The sequence below is a fragment of the Pseudomonas reactans genome, from assembly GCF_013387025.1.
GTDB classification, from domain to species: domain Bacteria; phylum Pseudomonadota; class Gammaproteobacteria; order Pseudomonadales; family Pseudomonadaceae; genus Aquipseudomonas; species Aquipseudomonas reactans.
In genome coordinates this window covers 18,214-34,259 of the sequence record NZ_JACAQP010000015.1, presented here as the reverse complement: position 1 = coordinate 34,259, position 16,046 = coordinate 18,214, and the positions used below count along the sequence as shown (strand labels likewise).

Below are 16,046 nucleotides of genomic sequence, written 5' to 3'. Positions count from 1 at the left end.
CATCGCGTTGAGGTTGTGACCACTCGCGTGCAGCAACTTCAGAAAATACCCAGGCTGTCATCGAGCTGTCGGTTATCCGTTGAACGACTGCAGACTGTTGCGGATATTCAAAGTATAGATCAGGCCGTGGCTGCGGGCTGCTTGGCCTGGCTGGCACCGCCCATCAACCCTGACAGCACGATCGCGACGATGATCAACACGCCGCCCAACAGCATGCGCAGCGTCGGGGTTTCGGCAAACAGCAGCCAGGCCGCGGTGATGCCGTAGACCGGTTCCATGGCGAACACCACCGAGGCGGTACGTGCCTTGATCACCGCGAGGCTGGCGACAAACAGGCTATGGGCCAGGCCGGTGCAGAACACGCCGAGCAAACCGATCCACAACCAGTCAATTGCGCGCACCTCTGTCAGGCCAGGCGCCGCCACGGGCAACAGGCACACAGCGACCACCACGTTCTGGCACAGCGCTGCCTGCACCGCCGGGATACGCCCGGAGCTGGCGCGGTTATTCAGTGACAGCAGGGAAAACAGCAACCCCGAGGCGATCCCCCAGAGCAATCCGCCAGTGGCTTCGCTGGCAAGGTTGAAGTCCGGGGTAACCAGCACCAGGCCGACGCTGACCAGCACGACCAGTACCACTTCGTTGGCGCGGATGCGCTCGCGGAAAATCAGCCCTTCGAGGATCACGGTAAAGGCCGGAAATGCGGTGAAGCCCAGGGTCGCAACCGCTACGCCGGCTACTTTCACGGCAATAAAGAAGGTCACCCAGTGCGCCGCCAGCAACACGCCGCTGATCAGCAGTCGGCGCCAGTCGCGCAACTCCAGGGTTTTCCAGGCGGTGCTGCTGGCGAATCGTGCGAATACCGCCAGCGCTACCACGGCAAATACGGCGCGACCAAAGACGATGATGGCCGGGGAGGCGGCCGCCAGTTTGCCGAATACGCCGGTGAGGCCAAACATCAATGCGCCGATATGCAGGGCGCCGAGGGCTGAACGGGGAGTCATTGCGATCCTTGAGTCATGGGGGTGACAGCAACGCAGTCTAGTGGGTCGCCCGCGTGGGTGTCTGTCGTCCGGCTCGCGATGTTTATCGCGAAACTCTTCCTACGGGTTGCGACGCAAAGCGCCCGGCGAGGCGCCAAACTCTCGCAGCATCGCGGCGGCGAAGGCGCTTTGCGAGGCGTAACCGACGCGGTCGGCAATTTCACCGATAGGCAGCGGTGTTTGACGCAGCAGGTCTAGCGCCATGTGCAGGCGGCGGATACGGATGTAGTCCATCGGTGTTTGCCCGCATTCCGCCATGAACCGTGCGTGCAGTCGCGCCACCGACAAGTCAGCGATACGCGCCAGGTCAGCCACTTGCAGCGGATGCGCAAGGTGACGTTCGATATGTTTATTGAATGCTGCGTACGGCAGGCGTCGGCCCGGCTGCGGTGGGGCCAGCGGATGATTGAGGCTGGCCAGCAACAGCACCGCGCCTTGCTGCACGATCAATGGGTCATGCACCGGGCTGTGCGCCAGCCATTGCACTAGCTGGCTTTGCCGCGAGTCCAAGGTCAGCCGCGCGGGCTGATCGAGCAGGCGACGACTGGCATCGGCATGCTCGCCCAGCGATTGCAGCACCCAATGCTCGGTGGGTACATCCAGCACCAGGCAACGGCTGCCATCGCGACTGCCGCACGCGTGGTGGGCGGAGAAGGGCAGCACCATCACGCTGCTTTCGCGCACCTGGCTGCCACGCCCGTCCACTTCCAGGTCCAGGTGCCCGGACAGGCCGAACACCAGCTGCGCATGGTCATGGCTGTGGGCGAGGGGCGCTTCGACGTAGTGGCGTAGGGTGAGGGTGGGTCCCATTGCGGTCTCCTGGGCGGCAAGCTGGCAGTCTACAACGCTTTGCGCGCCCTGAGCGCTGTCATCAGACTGACGCACAGTTGTCATGGGCTATTAATCGCCAGGGCGCAAGCTCGCGAAAACACCGTCGAGGGATGCCCATGACCAGTGCCGAGTTCGCCAAGCCCAGCCGCAAGCAACGGGTTCGTACCCTGTGGATTTCCGATGTGCACCTAGGCACCCGGGATTGCCAGGCTGAACATCTGTCGCAGTTCCTCAAGGGCTACCACGCCGACAAGGTCTATTTGGTCGGTGACATTATTGACGGCTGGAAACTGCGTGGCGGCATGTACTGGCCCCAGGCCCACACCAATGTGATCCGCCGTTTGCTGACCATGGCCAAGCGCGGCGCCGAGGTGATCTACGTCACCGGCAACCACGACGAATTCCTGCGTCGTTATTCCAAACTGATCCTCGGCAATATCCAGCTTGTGGATGAAGCAATACACGTGACTGCCGATGGCCGGCACCTGTTGGTGATCCATGGCGATCAGTTCGACGTGATCACCCGCTATCACCGCTGGCTGGCGTTTCTCGGTGACTCGGCCTACGAGTTTACCCTCACGCTGAACCGTTGGCTGAACCACTGGCGTGCGCGTTACGGCTACGGTTATTGGTCGCTGTCGGCGTACCTCAAGCACAAGGTCAAGACGGCCGTGAATTTCATCAGCGATTTCGAAGAAGCCATCGCCCACGAGGTGACCAAGCGCGAGTTGCATGGCGTGGTCTGTGGGCATATCCACCATGCGGAGATTCGCAAGGTGGGCGAGGTGGATTACCTCAACTGCGGGGATTGGGTGGAATCGTGCACGGCGTTGATCGAGCACTGGGATGGGAGTATCGAGTTGTATCGGTTGGCGGATGCGCAGGCCAAAGAGGCACTGCTGAAAGCAGAGATGGTCGCAGGCTGATACAGCGCGTGGCACCCTGTAGGAGCGAGCTTGCTCGCGAAAAACTACAGGGCACCGCGTTCAGTCAGGCAACCCGCGTCATCGTTGATGTCCTTCGCGAGCAAGCTCGCTCCTACAGGTATCCGCGATGGCTTCAGCCAGCAATGTCAGGCGTGTCGCATCGATGCCCGCCACGTTGGCCCGACCCGAACTCACCATATACACGCTGTGCTTCTCGCGCAGTTGCTTCACCTGTTCGGCACTCAAGCCGGTATAGGAAAACATCCCACGCTGCGCCCCGATGTGCGCAAAGCGCTCCGACAGACCGTGCGGCGCCAACGCCTCCACCAACCCCGAACGCAGGTGTGCGATCCGCGAGCGCATGGCTTCGACTTCGTCGCTCCAGCGCTTTTTCAGTTCGGTATCCCCCAGGATGGTCGCCACTACCGCAGCACCATGGTCCGGTGGCGTCGACCACAGGTTGCGCGCCGTGTTGGCCAGTTGGCTGCGCACATCCGTCAGTTTTTCGGCATCTGCCGCACACACGATCAACGCGCCTACGCGGTCACTGTACAGGCCGAAGTTCTTCGAGCACGAACTGGTGATCAGCACTTCCGGGAGTTCGGCCGCAAACAACCGCACGGCCCAGGCGTCCTGCTCCAAACCATCGCCGAAGCCTTGGTAGGCGAAGTCGATCAATGGCAGCAATTGGCGCTCACGTACGATCTGCAACACCTGGCGCCAGTCGTCCTGGGACAGGTCGAAACCGGTCGGGTTATGGCAGCAGGCGTGCAGCAGCACCACGTCGCCCTTCGGCACGCTGGACAGGGTGGCGAGCATCGCTGCCACATCCAGGCAGTTGTCAGCACCCACGTAAGGGTAATGACTCACCGGGATCCCGGCCTTGGCAAAGATCGTTTCGTGGATCGGCCAGGTCGGGTTGCTCAGCCAGACGCCACGACCGGGCAGGTTGTGCGCGATGAAGTCGGCGCTCAGGCGCAGGGCCCCGGTGCCGCCCGGTGTCTGGGTGGCGCCGGCCCGGTGTTCGCGAAGCAGCGCAGAATCGGCACCGAGCACCAGCTCGCTGATCAGCTTGCCGAACGCCGCATTGCCGTGGCCGCCGATGTAGGTCTTGGTGGTTTGTGTGTCCACCAGGCGCTGTTCGGCCAGTTTCACCGAATGTGGAATTGGCGTCAGGCCTTGGTCGTCTTTATAGACACCCACGCCCAGGTCGAATTTATTCGGGTTGGCATCCTGGGCATACAGGTCCATCAGCCCGAGGATCGGGTCGCCGGGCACGCGGCCAATGGCATCGAAATGCATTACTTGCGGCCCTCGGCGTCCTTGGCCACTTCGTCGGTGCGCGCGGCCATGATGAAGTCGTTGCGGTGCAGGCCTTTGATGGAATGGCTCCACCAGGTCACGGTGACCTTGCCCCACTCCGTGAGCAGACCTGGGTGATGGCCTTCGGCTTCGGAGATGTCACCCATGGCGTTGGTGAAGGCCAGGGCGAATTTGAAGTTCTTGAACAGGAAAACCTTTTCCAGTTGCATCACGCCGTCGCGGACTTCGATGTTCCAGTCGGGGATCTGCTTGAGCAGCACCGGCAGTTCTTCGTCGCTGACTTGCGGGGCATCGGCACGGCAGGCTTCGCAGTGGGCTTGGTTCAAGGTGGTCATGGTGGTGTCCTGAATTCGAATGATTGAAGATCAGTAGCGTCACCCTAAAGCAACGCGCGGCCAGGGAACAGACTCACCTGGCCTCAAGATGTAAGGTTCACGCAGCCTTGGGTTTTGGGGGAAACTTTGGTGCGTGCAGACCTAGCTGCATCCCGCGTTCCACCATGCCCATGATGTCCTCCTGCGCCACTTCGAACAGGCGCTTGAGGTTGGGGAGGACGAAGTACAGCGGTTGCAGGATGTCAATGCGATACGGCGTGCGCATCGCCTCCAGTGGGTCGAACATTTGATGCTCGGGCTCGGACGACAGGCTGTACACCGTCTCCTTGGGTGACGACAGAATGCCGCCACCGTAGATGCGCCGACCTTCGGGCGTGTCCACCAGGCCGAACTCGATGGTCATCCAGTACAGGCGCGCCAGGTACACGCGTTGCTCCTTGGTGGCGGCCAGGCCGAGCTTGCCGTAGGTGTGGGTGAATTCGGCGAACCAAGGGTTGGTCAGCAGCGGGCAGTGGCCGAAGATCTCGTGAAAAATATCCGGTTCTTGCAGGTAGTCGAGTTCTTCGCGGGTGCGGATAAACGTCGCCACTGGAAACTGCTTGCTGGCGAGTAATTCGAAGAACGTCTGGAAGGGGATCAGCGCCGGCACGCGGGCGACCTGCCAGCCGGTGGTCTCGGCCAGCACCTGGTTGATTTCGCCCAGTTGCGGAATACGATCATGGGGCAGGCCGAGCTTGTCGATGCCGTCCAGGTATTCCTGGCAGGCGCGACCTTCGATCACTTTCAACTGGCGAGTGATCAGGGTGTTCCACACCGCATGTTCTTCCTGCGAGTAGTGGATAAAACCTTGCGCATCGGGCTCGCGGGCCACGTACTGCGTCTGCTTCATACGGCTCTCCTGCTAGGCATTCGTTCTTGTTATGTCCTGCGATGAGCTTATTGATAACCCGTGCGCGGCTAGATTCCATCTGTTTAAAACGGCTTCAAGTAGGAAAAGTTACCGTTTTTTGTAAAGTATTCGTTACGTCTGTGAGGTTGGCCGTTGTGTTGGGCTGGGAAAAGCCTGCAAGCTGTCACATAATCTTGACGACTATCTGCGCCCGGCGACAAAAAGACGCGGCGCCTTCCCACTTTTCGGGCCTCTTCATGCGTATCAAAGTGCACTGCCAGAACCGCATCGGCATCCTGCGGGACATCCTCAACCTGTTGGTGGAATACGGCGTCAACGTCGCCAAGGGCGAGGTCGGCGGTGAGCATGGCAATGCCATCTACCTGTTTTGCCCGAACCTGGTGAACATGCAGTTCCAGGCGCTGCGCCCGCAATTCGAGGCGATTGCCGGGGTGTTTGGCGTCAAAAGGGTAGGGTTGATGCCCAGCGAGCGGCGGCATATGGAGCTCAATGCACTGCTCGGCGCACTGGAGTTCCCGGTACTGTCCATCGATATGGGCGGCTCTATCGTCGCCGCCAACCGTGCAGCGGCGCAGTTGCTCGGCGTGCGGGTGGATGAGGTGCCGGGCATTCCGTTGTCGCGGTATGCCGAGGACTTCGACTTGCCGGAATTGGTGCGCGCCAGCAAATCGCGGATTAACGGCCTGCGGGTCAAGGTCAAGGGTGACGTGTTCCTGGCGGACATCGCGCCGCTGCAATCCTCCGAACATGACGACAGCGAGGCCATGGCCGGTGCCGTGCTGACCCTGCACCGCGCCGACCGCGTCGGTGAGCGCATTTACAACGTGCGCAAGCAGGAGCTGCGTGGCTTTGACAGTATCTTCCAAAGCTCCAAAGTCATGGCTGCCGTAGTGCGCGAAGCCCGACGCATGGCGCCGCTGGATGCGCCTCTATTAATAGAAGGCGAAACCGGCACCGGCAAGGAACTGCTGGCGCGCGCCTGTCACCTGGCCAGCCCGCGTGGGCAATCGCCGCTGATGGCGCTTAATTGCGCGGGCTTGCCCGAGTCGATGGCCGAGACCGAGCTGTTCGGCTATGGCCCTGGCGCGTTCGAAGGCGCTCGGGCTGAAGGCAAGTTGGGGCTGTTGGAGTTGACGGCGGGCGGCACGCTGTTTCTCGATGGTGTCGGGGAAATGAGCGCGCGGCTGCAGGTAAAATTGCTGCGTTTTTTGCAGGATGGATGCTTCCGACGTGTAGGCAGCGATGAAGAGGTGTACCTCGACGTACGGGTGATCTGCGCCACCCAAGTGGACTTGTCCGAGTTGTGCGCGCGTGGCGAATTCCGCCAGGACCTTTATCACCGCCTCAACGTGCTGTCGCTGCATATTCCACCGCTGCGCGAATGCCTCGATGGGTTGGCGCCGCTGATTGATCACTTTCTCGACCAGGCCAGTCGCCAGATCGGCTGCCCGTTGCCCAAGCTGGCGCCGGCCGCGATGGACCGCCTGAGCCATTACCATTGGCCAGGTAACGTGCGGCAGTTGGAAAACGTGCTGTTCCAGGCGGTGTCGTTGTGCGACGGCGGGACGGTCAAGGCTGAGCATATTCGGCTGCCGGATTATGGCGTGCGTCAGCCCCTTGGCGATTTTTCCTTGGAGGGCGGCCTGGAAGATATCGTCGGCCGCTTCGAGAAAGCGGTGCTGGAAGCCCTGTACGCCGAGCATCCCAGCAGCCGACAGTTGGGCAAGCGCCTGGGGGTGTCTCACACCACTATCGCCAATAAATTGCGTGATCATGAAATTCTCAAGTCCGAGCGCGGTTAAAAACTGTGGGAGCGGGCTTGCTCGCTCCCACATTCAATCTTCGTCGTTTTCCAGACATGCGCTTGCCGCAGGCGGCAGTAGTCCGCCGTTTTTTCGACTCTCGCTCACCCATCAGATCTTGACGGCCACCCGCAAACCCCCGCCCCGCCTGGACTTCACCCTCTTTTAAAAAGTTGGTTCGCAAATTGCTTAAGCCTCATCAGTACAGCGGTGGGCGGCAAGCGTCCGTCAGAAAGAGGAAAGAGCGTGGACAAGTACCTTTATGTGGCAATGACCGGCGCCAGCCAGAATGCTCTGGCGCAGAAGGCCCATGCCAACAACCTGGCGAACATTTCCACCAATGGTTTTCAACGTGACCTGGAGCAGGCGCGTTCGATGCCGGTGTTCGGTGACAGCTTTCCGGCGCGGGCGTTTGCCTTGACTGAGCGCCCGGGCACTGACTTTTCTCCTGGCGCGATGATCGAGACCGGCCGTGACTTGGACGTTGCCGTCAGCGGCAATGGCTGGATGGCCGTGCAGACCCCGGACGGCAGCGAAGCCTACGTGCGCAGTGCGAGCATGAACGTTGATGCATTGGGCGTGCTGCGGGCCGGCAACGGCATGCCGATCATGGGCAACGGGGGGCCGATTGCCGTGCCGCCCCAGCAGAAAATCGAAGTGGGGGCTGACGGCACCATCAGCATCCGCGCCATGGGCGAAGGCCCGCGGGTGATGGCTGAAGTGGACCGCATCAAGTTGGTCCAGCCGGACCTGAAGAACATGAATAAAGGCCTCGACGGCACCATCCACACCAAGGATGGCCAACCGGCCCAGGCTGACGCGACAGTCACGCTGACCTCGGGTTTCCTGCAGGCGAGCAACGTCAACGCGGTGGAAGAAATGACCGCGGTGCTGGCGCTTTCCAAACAGTTCGAGCTGCACATCAAGATGATGAACAGCGCCAAGGAAGACGACCAGGCCATGACTCGCGTCATGCAGATGAGCTGATTGCAGCCCACTAATTAATTTGTGATGTAGCGCCAACAAACAGGCGCGCAGAGGAGAACAGCATGCTTCCGGCTCTATGGGTTGCCAAAACAGGCCTGTCCGCCCAGGACACCAACCTGACCACCATTTCCAACAACTTGGCCAACGTGTCGACCACGGGTTTCAAACGTGACCGTGCCGAGTTCCAGGACTTGCTCTATCAGATCAAGAAGCAGCCAGGCGCCCAGTCGACCCAGGACAGCGAACTGCCGTCCGGCCTGCAATTGGGTACCGGTGTGCAGATCGTCGGCACCCAGAAGAACTTCAGCGCCGGTAACCTGCAGCAGACCGGCCAGCCGCTGGACATGGCCATCAACGGCCGTGGTTTCTTCCAGATCCTGCAACCGGATGGCACCACGTCCTACACGCGTGACGGTACTTTCCACCTGGACTCCAACGGCCAGATCGTCACCGCCAACGGTTTTGCCCTGGAGCCGGCCGTGGTCGTTCCCGCCGACGCCAAGACCTTCACCGTCGGCAACGACGGCACCGTGTCCATCACCGTGGCCGGTAACCCCGCGTCGCAAGTGATCGGCAACCTGCAGACCGCCGACTTCATCAACCCGGCTGGCCTGCAAGCCATGGGTAACAACCTGTTCCTGGAAACCGCCTCCAGCGGCGCACCGCAAATCGGCACTCCTGGCTTGAATGGTTTTGGCACCACGCTGCAAAGCACCCTGGAAACCTCCAACGTGAGCACGGTTGAGGAGATGGTCAACATGATCACCACCCAGCGCGCCTACGAGATGAACTCCAAGGTGATCTCCACCGCCGACCAGATGCTTTCGTTCGTAACGCAGAATCTGTAATCAAGTCTATGGGGCGCTCTTGAGGGCGCCTGCAACACCGTGAGGTAAGGGTCATGAATCGCTATGTTTCCGTTCTGGCATTGAGTGGGATTGCCGTGCTCGCGGGCTGTGTCGCCCCGACGCCAAAACCCAATGACCCGTACTACGCGCCGGTGTTGCCACGCACGCCGTTGCCAGCGGCTGCCAACAACGGCTCGATCTACCAGGCCGGTTTCGAACAGAACCTGTACAGCGACCGCAAGGCGTTCCGGGTCGGTGACATCATCACCATCACCCTGAACGAGCGCACCCAGGCGAGCAAGAACGCCAACTCGCAGATCGGCAAGACCAGCAAGGCCAACATCGGCTTGACCTCGTTGTTCGGTGCGGTGCCCAACACCAACAACCCGCTTGGTGATGGCGACCTCAGCCTCAGCGCCGGCTACAGCGGCGACCGCGCCACCAACGGCAAGAGCGCGGCAGGGCAGGGCAACAGCCTGACCGGTTCGATTACCGTGACCGTGGCCGACGTATTGCCCAACGGCATCATCGCCGTGCGCGGTGAAAAGTGGATGACCCTCAACACCGGCGACGAGCTGGTGCGCATTGCCGGCATGGTCCGCGCCGATGACATCTCCACCGACAACACCGTGCCGTCGACGCGGATTGCCGATGCGCGCATCACCTACTCGGGTACAGGTTCGTTCGCTGATGCAAGCCAGCCGGGCTGGTTCGACCGTTTCTTCCTTAGCCCGCTGTTCCCTTTCTAGGTGGCCACTTTGAACTTCAAACAGCTGATGGCGGCCGCACTCCTGCTTTCCTTGAGCGCTGTCGCCCAGGCCGAACGCCTGAAGGACATCGCCAGCATCTCCGGCGTGCGTTCCAACCAGTTGATCGGCTACGGCCTGGTAGTGGGGCTCAACGGTACGGGTGACCAAACTACCCAGACTCCGTTCACCCTGCAGACCTTCAACAACATGCTCTCGCAGTTCGGCATCAAGGTGCCGGCGGGTTCGGGCAACGTGCAGTTGAAAAACGTCGCGGCGGTGTCGATCAGTGCTGACTTGCCGGCGTTCTCCAAGCCGGGCCAGGTGGTGGACATCACCGTGTCGTCCATCGGTAACTCGAAAAGCCTGCGCGGCGGCACCTTGCTGATGACGCCCCTCAAGGGTATCGACGGCAACGTCTACGCCATTGCCCAGGGCAACCTGGTGGTGGGCGGGTTTGACGCCGAAGGTCGCGACGGTTCGAAGATCACCGTCAACGTGCCATCAGCCGGTCGAATTCCGGGTGGTGCCACCGTTGAGCGCACCGTGCCAAGCGGCTTCAACCAGGGCAACAGCCTGACCCTGAACCTCAACCGTTCCGACTTCACCACCGCCAAGCGCGTAGTCGACAAGATCAACGACATGCTCGGCCCTGGCGTGGCCCAGGCCATCGACGGCGGCTCGATCCGCGTGACCGCGCCACTGGACCCAAGCCAGCGCGTCGACTATTTGTCGATCCTGGAAAACCTTGAGGTCGACCCAGGCCAGGCCGTGGCCAAGGTCATCATCAACTCGCGTACCGGCACCATCGTGATCGGTCAGAACGTCAAGGTTTCGCCGGCAGCGGTGACCCACGGCAGCCTGACCGTGACCATCACCGAAGACCCGATCGTCAGCCAGCCTGGGCCGTTGTCCAACGGCCAGACGGCGGTGGTGCCGCGTTCGCGCGTCAACGCCCAGCAAGAAGCCAAGCCGATGTTCAAGTTCGGCCCCGGCACCACCCTGGATGAGATTGTCCGCGCGGTGAACCAGGTGGGCGCTGCGCCCGGCGACTTGATGGCGATCCTCGAAGCATTGAAACAGGCCGGCGCCTTGCAAGCCGACCTGATCGTGATCTGAGGCCATGGCCATGGATATGCGCAAGAGCGGGATCAGCAGCACGGCGGACTCGGGGTCTTACTCCGACTTGAACCGGCTTAACCAGCTCAAGGTCGGTGCCGACAAGAACAGCGAAGGCAACATGCGCAAGGTGGCGCAGGAGTTCGAATCGTTGTTCCTGAGCGAGATGCTCAAGTCCATGCGTTCGGCCACCGAGGCGTTGGGCAAGGACAACCCGATGAACACGCCGGCCGCCAAGCAGTACCAGGAAATGTACGACCAGCAGTTGGCGGTCTCGATGTCCCGCGAAGGCGGTGGTATCGGCTTGGCCGACGTGCTGATGCGCCAGATGCAGAAGAACAAACCGGTGGAGGCCCAGGCCGCCACCTTGCAGGGCCCGGCGGCGGCTGAGCCTGTGAAGAAAGTTGATGTGCCGACTGAAATTGCCGCGGGCACCCAGGCTGATGGGCCTTTGGGTCGCTCCAATGGCCAGCGTCCGCTGTGGGCTTACCGCGTGGCTGAGCCACAGGCGGGTGCCCCGTCGGCCCATAGCAATGACATGGAATTGATGAATCAGCGGCGCATCGCCTTGCCGAGCAAGCTGACCGATCGCCTGCTCGCCGGCATCGTGCCGAGCCCCCAGGTGACCGGCGAAGCCAAGGCCGCGCCACTGCGCAATAGTGCCGCTGACGACAACGTCGTCAACAGTGCAGCGCGCACTTTCGCCGTGCCGAGCGGGCGTATGCAAGTCTACGGCCGCGCCGTGGCCCAGCCACCGTTGGCGCCGGCAAAGAAAGCCTTCAGTTCGCAGGATGAGTTTGTCGCCACCATGTTGCCGATGGCCAAGGCCGCCGCCGCCCGTATTGGTGTCGATCCGAAGTACCTGGTGGCCCAGGCTGCCCTGGAAACCGGCTGGGGTAAATCGGTGATGCGCGCCGAGGACGGCAGCAGCAGCCACAACCTGTTCGGTATCAAGGCCGGCCAGAGTTGGCAGGGCGGCCAAGCTCGCGCGATCACCAGCGAGTTTCGTGATGGGGCGATGGTCAAGGAAACGGCGCAGTTCCGTTCCTACGACTCTTACCAGGACAGCTTCCATGACCTGGTGACGTTGCTGCAAAGCAATGATCGCTATAAAGAAGTTGTGAAGTCGGCCGACAACCCGGAACAGTTTGTTCGCGAGTTGCAAAAAGCCGGTTACGCCACCGATCCGGCCTATGCCAGCAAGATTTCGCAGATCGCCAAAACGATGGACAGTTACCAGAATTACGCTGCCGCTGGCGCAACCACACATTTATAAGGTCTGAACCATGAGTTTGCTCAGTATCGGGATGTCGGGGCTCAACGCCTCTCAAGGATCGTTGTCGGTCTTGAGTAACAACATTGCCAACGTGAATACCCCAGGGTATTCGCGCCAGCAGACCACTCAGAACGCGAGTGCGGTGAACCAGTTTGGCGGCGTGTTCATCGGCAGCGGCACTACCCTGTCCGATGTGCGTCGGGTGTATAACGAGTTCCTCGATACGGCTTACCAGAACAGCACTGCGCTCAATAGCGATGCCAAGGCGTACCTGGATCAGGTCAGTGCCGTCGACAAGACCTTGTCGGACAAGACCACCGGCATGTCTGCGGTACTCAGCGCGTTCTTCGCTGCCGCGCAGACTGCTTCTGCCAACCCGAGTGACAGCTCGGCCCGTCAGCTCTTGCTCACCAGTGCGCAAACACTGAGTAATCGTTTCAACTCGATCTCCAACCAGTTGGGTCAGCAGAAAGAGACGATCAACAGCCAATTGACATCGATGAGCGATCAGGTCAACAAGCTGACGTCGTCGATTGCTTCCCTTAACAAACAGATCTCCCAGGCACAGGGTTCGTCGAATTCGGCCCCGGCCAATCTGCTGGATGCGCGTGCCGAGGCGGTGCGTTCGCTGAATGAACTGGTCGGCGTGACCGCCACTGAAAAGAACGGTGTGTTCAGCGTCAGTACCGGTTCCGGCCAGTCGTTGGTGCTGGGTGATCAGTCCAACACCATCTCCGCAGTGCCGAGCAAGAACGACACCAGTCAGTTCACTATCCAGCTCAACGTGGGCGGCGGTGAATCGCTCGACCTGGGAGACGTGATCAGCGGCGGCAGCATCGGCGGTCTGTTGCGCTATCGCAGTGACGTCCTGATGCCAGCCATCAATGACCTGGGGCGTCTTGCCATCGTCACCGCAGACACCATCAACAAGCAGTTGGGCCAGGGCCTGGACCTCAACGGCCAGTTTGGCGCCTCGCTGTTCAAGGACATCAACAGCGCCGTCGCCATTGCCCAGCGCAGCCAGGCGTCGGCTGGCAATAGTGCCGGTTCCGGCAACCTGAACGTGACGATCAAGGACAGCAGCAAGCTGACCAACTTCGATTACAAAGTCACCTTCAGCGACAGCGCCAACCCGAACAACGTCACCGTGGTGCGTTCCGATGGCAAGGCCATGGGCACATTCAACATCAACGCCACCCCACCGGCAGTGATCGATGGTTTTACCCTGGCGCTCGACGGCAAGGGCCCGATGGCTACGGGTGATAGCTTCAAAGTCAGCCCGACCGCCAACGGTGCCAAGGACATTGGCACGGTGCTCACTGACCCGAGCAAGATTGCGTTTGCTGCGCCATTGCTGGGTGAAGCCAGCAAGACCAATTCGGGTACCGGTACCTTCACGCCGCCTACCCTGACCCTGCCCGTGGACATCTACGGAGGTGCCAACTCCGCTCAATTGCGTACGGGTATCGAGCATTCGATGCCGGTGAAGATGGTGTTCGGCAAACCGGCAGCGGATGGTACGCAGTCGTATACGGTCAATGATGCGCAGGGCAATCCGATCGGCACCGGCAGCATTGTCCCCGGGCAGGCCAATAAAATCACGATCAACGTCCCTATGCGCGATGCCAACGGTGCGCTGGTGACGCCGGCCAAAAGTTTCAGCTTCGACACTACAGTGGGCGGCTCGCCGGCTGGCGGTGACAGCACCACCTTTTCCTTCAACGCCTCCGGCAAGTCCGACAACCGCAACGCTCAGGAACTGCTCAACCTGCAGACCAAGGCGACTGTTGGTACGGCTGCGGATGGCAGTGGCGGTACCAGCCTGGTGGGGGCCAACAGCAAGTTGGTATCGACTGTGGGCGGCAAAGCCGCTTCGGCAGCTTCCGACAGCACGGCGACCAACGCGCTGCTGACTGCCAACAAAAATGCGCGCAATTCAGTCTCTCAGGTCAACCTGGATGAAGAGGCGGGCGACATGATCAGATTCCAGCAGTACTACACCGCGTCGTCGCAGATCATCAAAGCTGCGCAAGAAACCTTCAGCACACTGATCAATGCCCTTTAAAGGAGTCTGAGACGATGCGTATTTCTACACAGCAGTTTTACGAAGTCAGTGCAAATCAGTATCAAAATAACTATTCCAGTGTGGTGAAGGCCCAGGATCAAGCGAGTTCCGGTGTGCGGGTACAAACTGCGGGCGATGATCCTGTTGCCGCTGCGCGACTGCTTTTGTTGCAACAACAGAAAGATATGCTGGGGCAGTTCAACGGCAACATTAATAGTTTGAAGAACTCCCTTACGAACGAAGAAAGCGTGCTGGATAGTGTTAACACCGCGCTGCAGAAAGCCAGCGAGCTGGCGCTGCGTGCCGGTAACGTTGGCATCAGTGACGACGATCGCAAGTCAATTGCCAGTGAAGTGGGGGCGCTTGAAGACCAGATACTCGGCCTGCTCAACTCCAAGGATGCCAATGGCAAGTACATGTTCTCGGGAAGTAAGACAGAGACCCCTCCTTATTCCCGTAACAACGATGGCACGTACACTTATCAAGGCGATGAGACCCCGCTGAGCCTGCAGATTTCGAATAGCCTTACGATGTCAGCTGGAGACACCGGCAAATCTCTGCTTGAAGGTTCTCCCAACACGGGGCGAACCCAGGCAACGCGGATCCTGGTACCACCTGCTGTGGATGACGGCAAGGTAGCAATTTCCTCTGGCCTGATTACGTCCGGCACTACCTACAGTAAGAGCTTTGCCGACGGTCAGCCCTATAAGCTGACATTCAGCAGCAGCACCCAATACAGCGTAACCGACAAAGACGGTAACGACATCACGTCGGAAATTCCTGGCAATGGTACCTTTGATGCGACGAAGGAAGGCGCGTCCAGTGTCAATCTGCGAGGCGTGAAGTTCGATATCAGTTTGAACCTGGGCAAGGATGTGGCACCGGGTGCTCCGACTGATGCGGCGGTTGCCGGCAAGTCTTTCAGCCTCAGTACGAAGCCGGATGTATTCAGTGTGTCGCGTACCGCCAGCAACCCGACAGCCGCGCAACTGAGCGGAGGCAAGGTGACGGACCCTGCGGCTTACGCCAGCACCTTTCCCAACTCGGGCGCCATGATCAAGTTCGGCGCAGGCGGCACTTATGATGTGTTTGCGCAACCTTACACGCCGGACAGCAAGTCAATTGCTAGCGGCACTCTGGCAGCAGGCGCGACCTCGATCACTGTGGCTGGCGTTACTTTTGATGTGACCGCCACGCCGCCGCCAGGGCCGGGTGATCAATTTGCGGTTGGGGCCACGAGTACCAAGAACGAGAATGTGCTGGATACCCTGAGTCAATTGCGCAAAACCTTGCAGGCGCCAACGGACGGAAATCTTGTTGCGCAAAACAAGCTTAAGGATGTGGTGGCCAAGACCATTGGCAACCTGAACAACGCCAAGACTCAGATTGATCAGGTGCGCGGCTCTATCGGTGCTCGTCAGAACGCTTTGGATATACAGGCAGAGGAGAACGCGAGCTTGGGTTTGGCTAATTCGCAGACGATGAGCTCGCTGGCCAATATCGATATCGGTGAGGCTGCCATCAACCTGACGTTGCAGCAAACCATGTTGCAGGCTTCGCAGCTGGCCTTTGTTAAAATTGCCCAGTTGAGCCTGTTCAACAAGATGTAATCGGCGCCACCCCAAGCGGCCCGCCCTGGAAACAGGGCGGGCCGTTGTCGTTTCCGGGATTTAATTGTTTGAAGGTTTTGCACAAAGCACACACAATTGAGTGACCTGTGAGTCATAAAGCGCATCTTCACTGTATCGTGTGAAAAGGATAAGTCGTCACAGGGTCCTTGCGAGGCGGCTTTCAGCGAGATTTTTATGGGGTTATCCCCTTTATTGTCAGCACTC

Annotated in this window: 14 protein-coding genes; 9 read left to right on the top strand and 5 right to left on the bottom strand. The window is 60.1% G+C overall.

The window, feature by feature from the left end; all coding sequences use genetic code 11:
* Nucleotides 1-119: 119 nt before the first annotated feature.
* Together HX793_RS18050 and HX793_RS18045 are read right to left on the bottom strand one after the other, a co-directional pair.
* A complete protein-coding gene (locus HX793_RS18050; protein ID WP_095017129.1) occupies nt 120-1,004 on the bottom strand; it encodes a DMT family transporter in 885 nt (294 codons plus the stop codon).
* Between the two features lie 99 nt (nt 1,005-1,103).
* Nucleotides 1,104-1,853 (bottom strand): AraC family transcriptional regulator, encoded by a 750-nt coding sequence (locus tag HX793_RS18045; protein ID WP_177052489.1) that lies wholly within the window; start codon nt 1,851-1,853, stop codon nt 1,104-1,106.
* 137 nt (nt 1,854-1,990) lie between these two features.
* Between HX793_RS18045 and HX793_RS18040 the strand changes: the two genes are divergently transcribed.
* Nucleotides 1,991-2,800 (top strand): UDP-2,3-diacylglucosamine diphosphatase, encoded by an 810-nt coding sequence (locus HX793_RS18040; protein WP_177052490.1) that lies wholly within the window; start codon nt 1,991-1,993, stop codon nt 2,798-2,800.
* A gap of 78 nt (nt 2,801-2,878) precedes the next feature.
* Here the strand turns inward: HX793_RS18040 and HX793_RS18035 are convergent, their stop codons facing one another.
* The 3 genes from HX793_RS18035 to phhA all read right to left on the bottom strand — a co-directional run bounded on the left by HX793_RS18035 (nt 2,879) and on the right by phhA (nt 5,347).
* Nucleotides 2,879-4,102 (bottom strand): amino acid aminotransferase, encoded by a 1,224-nt coding sequence (locus tag HX793_RS18035; RefSeq protein ID WP_177052491.1) that lies wholly within the window; start codon nt 4,100-4,102, stop codon nt 2,879-2,881.
* The gene (locus HX793_RS18030; RefSeq protein WP_016976549.1) at nt 4,102-4,458 is read right to left on the bottom strand and encodes a 4a-hydroxytetrahydrobiopterin dehydratase; all 357 of its coding nucleotides are present in this window, start codon (nt 4,456-4,458) and stop codon (nt 4,102-4,104) included. The genes HX793_RS18035 and HX793_RS18030 overlap by 1 nt, the downstream gene beginning before the upstream one ends.
* A gap of 97 nt (nt 4,459-4,555) precedes the next feature.
* Complete coding sequence (gene phhA, locus HX793_RS18025) at nt 4,556-5,347, bottom strand: phenylalanine 4-monooxygenase (RefSeq protein ID WP_016976550.1); 792 nt, start codon at nt 5,345-5,347, stop codon at nt 4,556-4,558.
* A gap of 257 nt (nt 5,348-5,604) precedes the next feature.
* On the opposite strand from phhA, the gene HX793_RS18020 reads away from it, so the two are divergent.
* The 8 genes from HX793_RS18020 to HX793_RS17985 all read left to right on the top strand — a co-directional run bounded on the left by HX793_RS18020 (nt 5,605) and on the right by HX793_RS17985 (nt 15,821).
* A complete protein-coding gene (locus HX793_RS18020; RefSeq protein WP_177061715.1) occupies nt 5,605-7,170 on the top strand; it encodes a sigma-54-dependent transcriptional regulator in 1,566 nt (521 codons plus the stop codon).
* A gap of 246 nt (nt 7,171-7,416) precedes the next feature.
* Nucleotides 7,417-8,157, top strand: coding sequence for a flagellar basal body rod protein FlgF (locus HX793_RS18015; protein ID WP_015885209.1), 741 nt, complete (start codon nt 7,417-7,419; stop codon nt 8,155-8,157).
* Nucleotides 8,158-8,219: 62 nt separating this feature from the next.
* Nucleotides 8,220-9,005, top strand: coding sequence for a flagellar basal-body rod protein FlgG (gene flgG / locus HX793_RS18010; protein WP_005790105.1), 786 nt, complete (start codon nt 8,220-8,222; stop codon nt 9,003-9,005).
* A 53-nt stretch (nt 9,006-9,058) separates the two neighbouring features.
* Nucleotides 9,059-9,754, top strand: coding sequence for a flagellar basal body L-ring protein FlgH (flgH, locus tag HX793_RS18005; RefSeq protein ID WP_033900737.1), 696 nt, complete (start codon nt 9,059-9,061; stop codon nt 9,752-9,754).
* A 27-nt stretch (nt 9,755-9,781) separates the two neighbouring features.
* The gene (locus tag HX793_RS18000; protein WP_033901075.1) at nt 9,782-10,870 is read left to right on the top strand and encodes a flagellar basal body P-ring protein FlgI; all 1,089 of its coding nucleotides are present in this window, start codon (nt 9,782-9,784) and stop codon (nt 10,868-10,870) included.
* A 4-nt stretch (nt 10,871-10,874) separates the two neighbouring features.
* Nucleotides 10,875-12,146: a flagellar assembly peptidoglycan hydrolase FlgJ gene (flgJ, locus tag HX793_RS17995; protein WP_016976554.1), complete on the top strand. Its 1,272-nt coding sequence runs from the start codon at nt 10,875-10,877 to the stop codon at nt 12,144-12,146.
* Between the two features lie 10 nt (nt 12,147-12,156).
* The gene (flgK, locus tag HX793_RS17990) at nt 12,157-14,211 is read left to right on the top strand and encodes a flagellar hook-associated protein FlgK (protein WP_016976555.1); all 2,055 of its coding nucleotides are present in this window, start codon (nt 12,157-12,159) and stop codon (nt 14,209-14,211) included.
* 14 nt (nt 14,212-14,225) lie between these two features.
* Nucleotides 14,226-15,821: a flagellar hook-associated protein 3 gene (locus tag HX793_RS17985; protein WP_016976556.1), complete on the top strand. Its 1,596-nt coding sequence runs from the start codon at nt 14,226-14,228 to the stop codon at nt 15,819-15,821.
* The last annotated feature ends 225 nt before the right edge of the window (nt 15,822-16,046 follow it).

Bases quoted from the DNA above. Each gene is read 5' to 3' on its own strand.
- HX793_RS18020 (WP_177061715.1), top strand. From the start codon at position 5,605: ATGCGTATCAAAGTGCACTGCCAGAACCGCATCGGCATCCTGCGGGAC.
- HX793_RS18030 (WP_016976549.1), bottom strand. From the start codon at position 4,458: ATGACCACCTTGAACCAAGCCCACTGCGAAGCCTGCCGTGCCGATGCC.
- HX793_RS18000 (WP_033901075.1), top strand. From the start codon at position 9,782: ATGGCGGCCGCACTCCTGCTTTCCTTGAGCGCTGTCGCCCAGGCCGAA.
- HX793_RS18045 (WP_177052489.1), bottom strand. From the start codon at position 1,853: ATGGGACCCACCCTCACCCTACGCCACTACGTCGAAGCGCCCCTCGCC.
- HX793_RS18035 (WP_177052491.1), bottom strand. From the start codon at position 4,102: ATGCATTTCGATGCCATTGGCCGCGTGCCCGGCGACCCGATCCTCGGG.
- phhA (WP_016976550.1), bottom strand. From the start codon at position 5,347: ATGAAGCAGACGCAGTACGTGGCCCGCGAGCCCGATGCGCAAGGTTTT.
- flgH (WP_033900737.1), top strand. From the start codon at position 9,059: ATGAATCGCTATGTTTCCGTTCTGGCATTGAGTGGGATTGCCGTGCTC.
- flgG (WP_005790105.1), top strand. From the start codon at position 8,220: ATGCTTCCGGCTCTATGGGTTGCCAAAACAGGCCTGTCCGCCCAGGAC.
- HX793_RS18050 (WP_095017129.1), bottom strand. From the start codon at position 1,004: ATGACTCCCCGTTCAGCCCTCGGCGCCCTGCATATCGGCGCATTGATG.
- flgJ (WP_016976554.1), top strand. From the start codon at position 10,875: ATGGCCATGGATATGCGCAAGAGCGGGATCAGCAGCACGGCGGACTCG.
- flgK (WP_016976555.1), top strand. From the start codon at position 12,157: ATGAGTTTGCTCAGTATCGGGATGTCGGGGCTCAACGCCTCTCAAGGA.
- HX793_RS17985 (WP_016976556.1), top strand. From the start codon at position 14,226: ATGCGTATTTCTACACAGCAGTTTTACGAAGTCAGTGCAAATCAGTAT.
- HX793_RS18040 (WP_177052490.1), top strand. From the start codon at position 1,991: ATGACCAGTGCCGAGTTCGCCAAGCCCAGCCGCAAGCAACGGGTTCGT.